The organism is uncultured Pelagibacterium sp. (assembly GCF_963972885.1).
Taxonomy (GTDB): domain Bacteria; phylum Pseudomonadota; class Alphaproteobacteria; order Rhizobiales; family Devosiaceae; genus Pelagibacterium; species Pelagibacterium nitratireducens.
Map to the genome: position 1 here is coordinate 1 of NZ_CAXAXY010000107.1, position 9,669 is coordinate 9,669.

The window sequence follows — 9,669 nt, forward strand, 5'->3', positions numbered from 1 at the left end:
AAAACAGGGGTTTAGAGCCAAGGATTTGAGTCAATCAAATCCTGAACGGCTCTAGAGCATTTCAGCTTATCCTGGGAACGCGCTAGGCCCCAGGCCTCCGCTCACTCCAGACCGCAAGCTCGTTCCCGCCCGGCTCGCGGAAATGAAACCGCCGCCCGCCTGGGAAATCGAACTGCTCGCGAACAATCTCGCCTCCTGCCGCGCGCACCGCCGCTTCTGCGGTATCCAGATCGGAGGTATAGAGAATGACCAGCGGCAATTTGCGTGCTCCCTCCGCCTGCGAGATCCCGCCATCGAGCTTTGCATCCTCGATGCCGGCATAATCGGGCCCGTAATCGGTGAACCGCCAGCCAAAGGCCGCGGTGAAAAACGTTCGGCTCGCCCCAAGATTTTCGCTGTCGAGCTCAATATAGTCGATGGCCGTAGCCGACATGACAAACCTCCCACATGTTCACTTTATGTTCTTATTTTTTACCCCGCATGTCAAGACCGTTGCGCGATAAGCGCCGCCAAACCGCCCGCAAGATCAGCGCTGGCCCAAACCGCCCCTCTTCTGCTATAGCCTCCTCAACATAAGGCTCCCAATCATGTCATCTGATACTGACCACGCGCCGGCGGACCTGCCGGCATCAATCCACGTTGCGCTGGCGAGCGCGCTCACGGCCCATGGCTACACCCAGCTGACCCCCGTGCAGACCGAAATGCTCGATCCCGCACACGACGAGGCGGACCTGCTGGTTTCGGCCCAGACCGGGTCGGGCAAGACCGTGGCGTTCGGCATAGCGATTGCCTCGACACTTCTGAGCGATGCCGAACGGTTCGGCCCGGCCCAGACCCCGCTGGGGCTGATCATCGCGCCGACCCGCGAACTCGCCCTGCAGGTGCAGCGCGAACTCGCCTGGCTCTATGCCGATGCCGGCATTCGCATCGCCACCTGCGTCGGCGGCATGGACATGCGCGACGAGCGCCGTGCACTCGACCGTGGTGCCCATCTGGTGGTGGGCACGCCGGGGCGACTGCGCGACCACATCACCAAACGCTCGCTCGATCTGGGCGCCCTGCGCGCCATCGTGCTCGACGAGGCCGATGAAATGCTCGATCTGGGCTTTCGCGACGATCTCGAATTCATTCTTGCCGCTTCGCCGGAAGAGCGGCGCACCCTGCTGTTTTCGGCCACCGTTCCCCGTGCCATTGCCGATCTGGCCAAGACCTATCAGCGCGATGCTGTTCGGGTGGCGACAACGGCAGCGACCGAGCAGCACGCCGATATCGACTACCAGCTCATGGTGGTCCACCGCGACGAGCGCGAGCACGCCATCATCAATACCCTGCTCACATCCGACAGCACCAGCGCGCTGGTCTTCTGCCACACCCGCGAGGCCGTACGCCATCTGGCGGCGCGGCTGACCAATCGCGGCTTTGCGGCCGTGGCGTTGTCGGGCGAATTGGCCCAGTCCGAACGCTCGAGCGCCCTGCAGGCCATGCGCGACGGACGCGCCCATGTCTGCGTCGCCACCGACGTTGCGGCGCGCGGCATCGACCTGCCCAATCTCGACCTGGTGATCCACGCCGATATCCCCTCAAATCCCGCGACGCTGCTACACCGGTCGGGCCGCACCGGCCGGGCCGGACGGAAAGGCGTTTGCGTGCTTGTCGTTGCCGAACATCGGCGCAAGGCGGCAGCCCGGGTCCTGGCCATGGCCAAGCTTTCGGCGACCACAGTCTCTGCCCCGACCATCGCCGATATCGAAGCACGCTATCGCCGCCAGATCCTTGACGCCGCGGTCTCCGCACCCATGCCCGAGGATCATGAAACCGAGTTCGTGACCGAGCTATTGGGTAAGGTTTCCCCCGAGCAACTGGCCGTGGCCTTCCTGCGCCAGCAATTGGCCAGCCGGCCCGTACCTGAGGAAACCTCGTCGGTGTCCCTTGCGGGCGACGGCCCCAAATCCAAACGCCGCGACAAGCGGTCCGAAGGCGGCCCGGCATACGATCCCATGGCTCCGCGCGAACCGCGTGGACCCGATATGGTGGGCGGGGTGTGGTTCACCCTTTCGCTCGGACGCAAACACCGGGCCGATCCAAAATGGCTCTTGCCCATGATCTGCAAGGCGGGCGGAGTGACCAAGCGCGAAGTGGGATCGATCAAGATCGACGACACCGAAACCCGCTTCGAAATCGCCGCCGACAAGGCCGACGAGTTTGCCCAGCACCTCAAGCGCGGAACCGGTCTTGAACGCGGCGTCACCATCGCTCCGGCCGGCCGTGGTCCCTCAAAGCCGCCCCGCGCCCGCGAAGGGTTTGAGCCCAAGCCAAAATTCGAGGCCAAACCAAAATTCAAGCCCCGGCCCAAGCGCGAAGCCGGCCCCGGCGATGCGCCCCGTCCGGCCAAGACCGGATCGAAAGGGTTCGGCAAGAAGGGGCGCAAATAGCGCCCGAACGCTAAACCCCGAGCCAAAGGGCACCAAGCGCCAACGCAGCCGGCAGAGCCTGAATAAACAGGATCTTCCGGCTCGCCGTGGCCGCGCCGAACAGGCCGGACACCAGAACGCACACGAGAAAGAACACGTTGAACTCCGCGCTTGCTGCCGCAAGGCCATAGATGAGCCCGGCCGCCAGAAATCCGTTGTAGAGCCCCTGATTGGCCGCCAGCACGGTGGTTTTGTCGGCAAGCTCCTGACCAAGACCGAAGGCCTTGAGCCCCAGCGGCTTGTTCCACTGCGTCATCTCGATGAAGACGATATAGAGATGGATCGCGGCAACGATCACAATCAAACCATTGGCAACCATCAAGGCCCTCCTCTCTTCGCCCAAGCATGCCCATATCGGCCTTCGCAAAACAAGCGGCATCGCGTGCCGCCTTGCAAGCGGCCATTGTCCCATCCGCTCCGGGAAGTCTTTTGCCCACGCCAAACCTCCGGGGGATAAAATTTCTTGTGCGCCTCCACTCCCCGGCGTCATCCTCGGGCGTCGCGGCCCTCGCGCATGGCGCTCCGGGCGTTCGCGCCTCAAATCGCTCCACCGGAGCGATTTGCCTATGGACGGCATGCACTCCCCTGGTCTTCCCCACGATGGCTGCGCCTTCGGACATGTTGCGCAAACCCGCCCAGCCAGTCATCTTGTTCTTTCTGGCAACCTTTTTTTCGTTCAGCTCGTTTTCAGGTGCGGGGAACTAACACTCAAACACAACGCGCCTTCATGTCGACGGCGCCCCCATGGAGAATGGATCATGATGAAGTCTCTTCTAGCCGCCGCCGCTCTCGCAGCTTTTTTCGTCGCCCCCGCCTTCGCCCAGGATCTCGATCCCAACGGGACCTGGGTCGACCGCTGGGGCACGAGCTTCACGTTCGAAATGTGCGGTGACGGCACCCAGCTTTGCGGGGTTCTCAACGACATCCAGGGCGATTCGCGGACTGAGGAGAATCTGGCCTTTGTCGGTCAGGAAGTGGTGCAGGGCACTCAGGTCGGCCCCAACAAATGGGAAGGCACAATTGCGCTCAATGGCGGCAACGCCAAGGCCATCGTCGAAATGACCGGCCCCGATACGCTGAAAATCACCGGCTGTCAGGCCGCGATCTTCTGCTCGAGCATCGACTACCAACGCTCGTAAGATCCCGGGTTTATCGATCGAAGGGCCGTGGCGAAAGCTGCGGCCCTTTTGCGTATATACGCACCGAACACCGGTTGCCGGCAGAGCGGCGTTGGGCGCAGTATGACCCATCGGGGCATTTGACGTGCGACCTCTTCATGGAAAGGTGTTGCACCGGGAGCTGCAATGGAAAAGCACCGAATCTACACGATGAGCTTTGCGTCGGTTTACCCTCACTATATCGCCAAGGCCGAGAAGAAGGGTCGCACGAAAAATGAGGTCGATGAGGTCATCTGCTGGCTGACCGGATACAGCCAGAACGCTCTGGAAGCCCAACTGGAAAGCCGGACCGATTTCGAGACCCTCTTTGCCTGCGCGCCCAAACTCAATCCCGCGCGCATGCTCATCAAGGGCCTGATCTGCGGCATCCGCGTGGAAGAAATCGAAGACCCGCTGATGCGCGAAATCCGCCACCTCGACAAGCTGGTCGACGAGTTGGCCCGGGGCAAGGCGATGGACAAGATCTTGCGGCAGGGATGAGCCCCACCCCATTTTTAAAATAATGGCCCCGTTTCCGGGGCCATTATTTTTTCAGTCAACTACTCCGCGGCCGTATCGACCACTTCCCCCTCGATGACCGGCAGAATCACCAGCCCGCCATCGCCGGCATCGACCTTGACGGTGCTGCCGTCGGTGATGTCGCCGGCCAGAAGCTTTTCGGCCAGCTCGTCCTGCACCGCACGCTGGATGACACGTCTGAGCGGGCGGGCTCCATAGGCTGAATCATAGCCCTCATTGGCCAGCCAGTCGCGCGCCGCTTCGGTCACCGCGATGGTGATCTCGCGGGTATCGAGCAGCTTTTGTAGGCGCTTCAATTGAATATCGACAATGGCGCCCATCTGGCCGCGTTCGAGCCGGTGGAACAACAAGATTTCGTCCACGCGGTTCAAAAACTCGGGCCGGAACGATGCCTTGACCGTATCGAGCACCTTGCCGCGCACCAGCTCCACCGATTCCCCATCGGGCTGGGCCGCCAGATATTCCGACCCCAGATTCGAGGTCATGATGATCAGCGTGTTGCGGAAATCGACCGTATGGCCCTGACCGTCGGTCAGCCGCCCGTCGTCGAGCACCTGCAAGAGCACGTTGAAGACGTCGGGGTGCGCCTTTTCGATCTCGTCGAACAGGACCACCTGATAGGGCCGCCGGCGCACCGCTTCGGTGAGCACACCGCCCTCATCATAACCGACATAGCCCGGAGGCGCGCCGATCAGTCGGGCAACCGCATGCTTTTCCATGAACTCGCTCATGTCGAGCCGGACCATCGCCGTCTCGTCATCGAACAGGAACTGGGCCAGCGTCTTGGTCAATTCGGTCTTGCCCACGCCCGTGGGGCCCAAAAACATGAACGACCCGATCGGCCGGTTGGGGTCCTGCAACCCGGCACGGGCCCGTCGCACGGCGCGCGAAACCGCCGCGACCGCCTCGGCCTGGCCGATGACGCGCCTGGCGAGTTCATCTTCCATGCGCAACAGCTTGTCGCGTTCGCCTTCGAGCATCTTGTCGACCGGAACACCCGTCCAGCGCGAGACCACCTGGGCGATATGGTTGGGGGTGACGACCTCTTCGACCATGTCCGAACCCGGCTGGGCCTCATGGGCCTCGGCGTCTTTCAGACGCCGTTCGAGATCGGGGATAACCCCATAGGCAAGCTCCCCGGCGCGGGCCAGATCGCCCTTGCGCTGGGCAAGTTCAAGCTCGGTGCGGGCCGCATCGAGCTGTTCTTTCAGCTTGGTGCCCCCGGCCAGCCGCTCCTTTTCCGAGAGCCAGCGCTGGGTCATGGCGTCCGATTCTTCCTCGAGCCCGGCCAGTTCGGCTTCAAGCCGGCCCAGACGGGTTTTCGAAGCGTCGTCTTCTTCCTTTTTCAGCGCCTCGCGCTCGATCTTGAGCTGGATGATGCGCCGGTCGAGTTCATCGAGGGCCTCGGGTTTGGAATCCACAGCCATGCGCAGCCGTGCCGAAGCCTCGTCCATCAGGTCGATGGCCTTGTCGGGCAGGAAGCGGTCGGTGATGTAGCGATTGGACAGCGTTGCCGCCGAAACCAGCGCCGAATCGGAAATGCGCACCCCGTGATGGAGTTCGTATTTCTCCTTCAATCCACGCAGGATCGAGATCGTGTCCTCGACGCTCGGTTCGTTGACGAACACCGGCTGGAAACGACGGGCCAGCGCCGCATCCTTTTCGACGTGCTTTTTGTATTCGTCGAGCGTCGTGGCGCCCACGCAGTGCAACTCGCCGCGCGCCAAAGCGGGCTTTAGAAGGTTGGAGGCATCCATGGCGCCATCGGCCTTGCCCGCGCCGACCAGCGTGTGCATTTCGTCGATGAACAAAATGATCTGCCCTTCGGCGGACTGGACTTCGCTCAAGACCGATTTCAGCCGCTCTTCGAACTCGCCGCGATATTTCGCGCCAGCGATCAAGGCACCCATATCGAGCGCGAGCAGCGATTTCTTTTTCAGTGATTCGGGGACGTCGCCATTGACGATGCGCAGGGCGAGGCCCTCGGCGATCGCCGTCTTGCCCACGCCCGGTTCGCCGATCAGCACCGGATTGTTCTTGGTGCGGCGGGAAAGCACCTGGATGGTGCGCCGGATCTCCTCGTCACGGCCGATCACCGGGTCGAGCTTGCCTTCGCGCGCGTCCTCGGTCAGATCGCGTGCATATTTCTTGAGCGCATCATAGGTGTTCTCCGCGCTCGCCGAATCGGCGGTGCGGCCCTTGCGGATCGCTTCGATGGCAGCGTTGAGCCCATTGGCGGTGACCCCGGCCGAGGCGAGGATCTTGCCCGCATCGGTGTCTTTTTCAATGGTCAGCGCCAGAAGCATGCGCTCGACGGCGACAAACGAATCGCCGGCCTTCTGCGCTGCCGCTTCTGCCGTCTCGAACACCCGGGCCAATTCGCGGCTGAGGTAAATCTGACCATTGTCGCCGGAGACAGATGGGAGCTTTTTGAGCCCCTCTTCGACCCCGGCCCGCACCGCCTGCGCGTTGCCACCGGCACGGTCGATCAGCCCGGTGGCCATGCCTTCGGGGTCATCGACCAGGACTTTGAGGATATGGAGCGGGGTAAACTGCTGATGGCCGCGTGACAGGGTCATCTGCTGCGCGCTCTGGATGAACCCGCGCGTCCGCTCGGTGTATTTTTCGATATTCATGCTTCAACTCTCCTTTGCTGGCGCGCTGCCCGTGCCCGCTTCGCGGCACACGAGACAACGCCCGAAGCGTTGACTGGATTTTAGCTCAGCCCGATTTGACCGGCACTGACTCAAGTCAATCGATATGTAGGAGCACAATCGAAAAGAAAAAGACCGGGCACGATGGCCCGGTCTTTTTTATTTGCGTATCCATCAGCCCTTCGACCATGGGTCGTCGGGCGTTCGTGCGCTTTCAAAGGTCCACCGGACCTTTGCATCCGGCGATGCCGGACCGCTTCTCACTATTCGGCAGCGGTTTCGCGCCCTGCGGTGAGGAACGCCGGCAACTCCGGAGCCGGCTCACTGCCATCATCGTCGGCTTTCTTGCGACGCGGGCGGCGGGGCTTTTTGGGTGCTTCTTCTGCAGCAGGAGCGGTATCCTTGCTGGCGGCCGTTTCCGAAGCGGCAGGCTTTTCGCCCTCCGCCACCGCATCTGCGGTTTCTTCGGTCCGCTCACGGCGCGGACGGCGCTGGCGCCGCGGGCGCGGTTCGCGCTGCTCGTCCGATCCGCCATCGCCACCGTCCGACGATTCAGAGCTCTGATCGGTATTGTTGCCCGAATTGCCCTGATCGTTATCGCTGTCGTTGTCGTCATCATCGTCGGGTGTGGTGTCGACGCTGTTGTCCTGGCGCGGCTGATACTGAGCCTGGGCGGCAAGGATGATGCGCAGATAATGTTCGGCGTGCTGGAGATAATTCTCGGCCATCACATTGTCGCCGACCGAAGCCGCGTCGCGGGAAAGCTGGGTGTATTTCTCTGCAATATGGGCCGCATTGCCACGAATCTTGACGTCCGGGCCATTGCTTTCATAGCTGCGCGACAAGGGATTGCCGCCACCACCGCCACGCCGCTGATTGTTATTGTTGTTGTTCCGGCCGCGCGAACGCTGCTTGTTGTTGTTTTGCTGGTTTGGTCTCATGTGCTCGCTTCAACACGTTCCGTGAAGGTATGCGCTTAATAGGGGCCTTTGCCGCCAAAACCGGGCGACGGGCACAAAACTCGGCTGACACGAACCGACTTCCCGGTCCGCGCTGTGCCGATCGCTCTCTCTGGTTTCCCCAAAAAGGCTGCGTGAGCTCCGACCCTGTCTGATGCTGCGCCAACCCTCTGGGAGGATGGGTTCCGCTAACGGCTTTATTCTATGCCGCCAATGTCAGGGTGGGGTCCACCGCGATGAACAAGCACCGCGTCAGCACCGGCAACCTAACCGCATATCCTTCTCATTCCAAGAAAAATATTGGCTTTTGGAGAAATTCGCCCGGACGCTGTGTCATTTTGGTGCGCGGGCCGTAACCATACGGTCGTGACCGGCAAGGTCTTTGGCAATGGCAACCTCGCAAAAGCCTTCAGAGCTTAAAAGCTCTTTAACCATGTGACCCTGGTCGAAGCCGATTTCAAGGGCCAGCGCCCCACCCGGCATAAGACAGTTCCGCGCTTGCGACCCAATGATCCGATAGGGATCGAGCCCGTCCGCACCCCCATCGAGCGCTGCAATGGGATCGAAGGATTTGACCCCCGGCTCAAGCGCCTCGATCGTCGCACTGGCAATATAGGGCGGGTTGGAAACGATAAGATCGAATTTGTCACCGCTCAGCGGCGAAAGCCAGCTTCCATGCCGCATGACGAACCGGTCCGCAAGCCCCAGCGCCTGGGCATTGGCCTTGGCCTGAACAAGCGCATCGGCAGCAATATCGACACCCGTCCCACGGGCAGATGGCAGATTGGCAAGCAGCGCCAGAACGATACAGCCTGTCCCGGTCCCCAGATCGGCGATGGTCGGCTTAAGGTGGGATTTGAGCTCGGTGCTCCCGAACTCGACAAGCATCTCGGTTTCCGGTCGCGGAACGAGCGTTGCGGCATTGAGCCCGAAATCAAGGCCATAAAACTCCTGCACACCACGGATGCGGGCCATGGGCTCTCCAGCCAGACGGCGGGCAACCAGCGATTCGAGTTCGGCCAGCTTTCCACTGGGAAACGGATCGGTTTCCGAGGCGATCAGCCCGGTGGCATCGAGTCCGAGAACGTGGCGAACCAGCAATTGCGCATCGAGCGCCGCCGTCGGAATGTCCGCGGCCGCTAGACGGTCCCGAAGCGAACGCCAGGTCCGGCCGATATTGAGAACGCCAAACTGCATCGCTGGTCCTTTATTCCGCCCTGATCGCAGCTGAATATGAGGGCATCGCCCCAATGTTCCAATCGAGACGCCTCATGGCCACCCCAATAGATCCCATACCCCAGGCCAGCCGCTGGCGCCCTTTTGTCTGGACGGGATTGATCACCGTTCTGGCCATTCCGCTGATTGCCATGCAGTTCACAAGCGAGGTCGATTGGGATGCGTTCGATTTCGTCTTTGCGGCTATCCTGCTCGGAGCAATCGGCATCGCTTTTGAATTTTCCGCTCGGATGCTGTCGGGCCCAGCGGCGAAACTGGCAATCATGGGGCTGGTTATCGGCCTGGTCCTGATTGTCTGGGCAGATGCGGCCGTCGGTCTCTTTTAGACCCCCTGCTCCATCGCCGCCAGCTGGGCTGCCTGATTTTCGGTGATCAGCGCATCGATCACTTCGCCCAGCGCTTCACCCGTTATGATCTGGGGCAGCTTGTAGAGCGTGAGATTGATCCGGTGGTCGGTCACCCGTCCCTGCGGAAAATTATACGTCCGGATACGCTCGGATCGATCGCCCGAGCCGACCTGGGATTTGCGGCTCTCGGCCCGCTCGGAGGAGGCCTTGAGCTCCTGCTCGTCAAACAGCCGCGCGCGCAGCACCTTCATGGCATTGGCCCGGTTCTGGTGCTGGGATTTTTCTGCCGACGTCACCACGATCCC

The 9,669-nt window shown here is 61.7% G+C and carries 10 protein-coding genes; 4 read left to right on the top strand and 6 right to left on the bottom strand.

Annotated features, from left to right (window positions below; genetic code table 11):
* Positions 1-82: 82 nt before the first annotated feature.
* On the bottom strand, positions 83-433 hold the full coding sequence (locus AACZ55_RS13980) for a VOC family protein (RefSeq protein WP_339647068.1): 351 nt from the start codon (positions 431-433) through the stop codon (positions 83-85).
* Between the two features lie 154 nt (positions 434-587).
* Here AACZ55_RS13980 and AACZ55_RS13985 point away from each other — a divergent pair, with 154 nt between their 5' ends.
* The gene (locus AACZ55_RS13985) at positions 588-2,432 is read left to right on the top strand and encodes a DEAD/DEAH box helicase (protein ID WP_339647071.1); all 1,845 of its coding nucleotides are present in this window, start codon (positions 588-590) and stop codon (positions 2,430-2,432) included.
* 10 nt (positions 2,433-2,442) lie between these two features.
* Here the strand turns inward: AACZ55_RS13985 and AACZ55_RS13990 are convergent, their stop codons facing one another.
* Positions 2,443-2,790 carry a DUF1304 domain-containing protein gene (locus tag AACZ55_RS13990; RefSeq protein ID WP_339647074.1) on the bottom strand — a complete coding sequence of 116 codons (348 nt, stop codon included), beginning with the start codon at positions 2,788-2,790 and terminating at the stop codon, positions 2,443-2,445.
* Positions 2,791-3,229: 439 nt separating this feature from the next.
* Here AACZ55_RS13990 and AACZ55_RS13995 point away from each other — a divergent pair, with 439 nt between their 5' ends.
* The gene (locus AACZ55_RS13995; protein WP_338609098.1) at positions 3,230-3,610 is read left to right on the top strand and encodes a hypothetical protein; all 381 of its coding nucleotides are present in this window, start codon (positions 3,230-3,232) and stop codon (positions 3,608-3,610) included.
* Positions 3,611-3,775: 165 nt separating this feature from the next.
* Complete coding sequence (locus AACZ55_RS14000) at positions 3,776-4,129, top strand: DUF2200 domain-containing protein (protein ID WP_339647075.1); 354 nt, start codon at positions 3,776-3,778, stop codon at positions 4,127-4,129.
* Between the two features lie 59 nt (positions 4,130-4,188).
* On the opposite strand, the gene clpB is transcribed toward AACZ55_RS14000, so the two are convergent.
* The 3 genes from clpB to prmC all read right to left on the bottom strand — a co-directional run bounded on the left by clpB (position 4,189) and on the right by prmC (position 8,978).
* On the bottom strand, positions 4,189-6,804 hold the full coding sequence (gene clpB / locus AACZ55_RS14005) for an ATP-dependent chaperone ClpB (protein WP_339647077.1): 2,616 nt from the start codon (positions 6,802-6,804) through the stop codon (positions 4,189-4,191).
* Between the two features lie 281 nt (positions 6,805-7,085).
* Complete coding sequence (locus AACZ55_RS14010; protein ID WP_339647079.1) at positions 7,086-7,763, bottom strand: DUF4167 domain-containing protein; 678 nt, start codon at positions 7,761-7,763, stop codon at positions 7,086-7,088.
* 351 nt (positions 7,764-8,114) lie between these two features.
* Complete coding sequence (gene prmC / locus AACZ55_RS14015; RefSeq protein WP_339647082.1) at positions 8,115-8,978, bottom strand: peptide chain release factor N(5)-glutamine methyltransferase; 864 nt, start codon at positions 8,976-8,978, stop codon at positions 8,115-8,117.
* Positions 8,979-9,052: 74 nt separating this feature from the next.
* On the opposite strand from prmC, the gene AACZ55_RS14020 reads away from it, so the two are divergent.
* Positions 9,053-9,343, top strand: coding sequence for a hypothetical protein (locus tag AACZ55_RS14020; RefSeq protein WP_339647085.1), 291 nt, complete (start codon positions 9,053-9,055; stop codon positions 9,341-9,343).
* Here AACZ55_RS14020 and AACZ55_RS14025 read toward each other — a convergent pair.
* Positions 9,340-9,669 (bottom strand): peptide chain release factor-like protein (locus AACZ55_RS14025; RefSeq protein WP_339647088.1); only part of this gene is annotated, 330 nt, incomplete at its 5' end. The two genes, AACZ55_RS14020 and AACZ55_RS14025, sit on opposite strands and share 4 nt — an antisense overlap.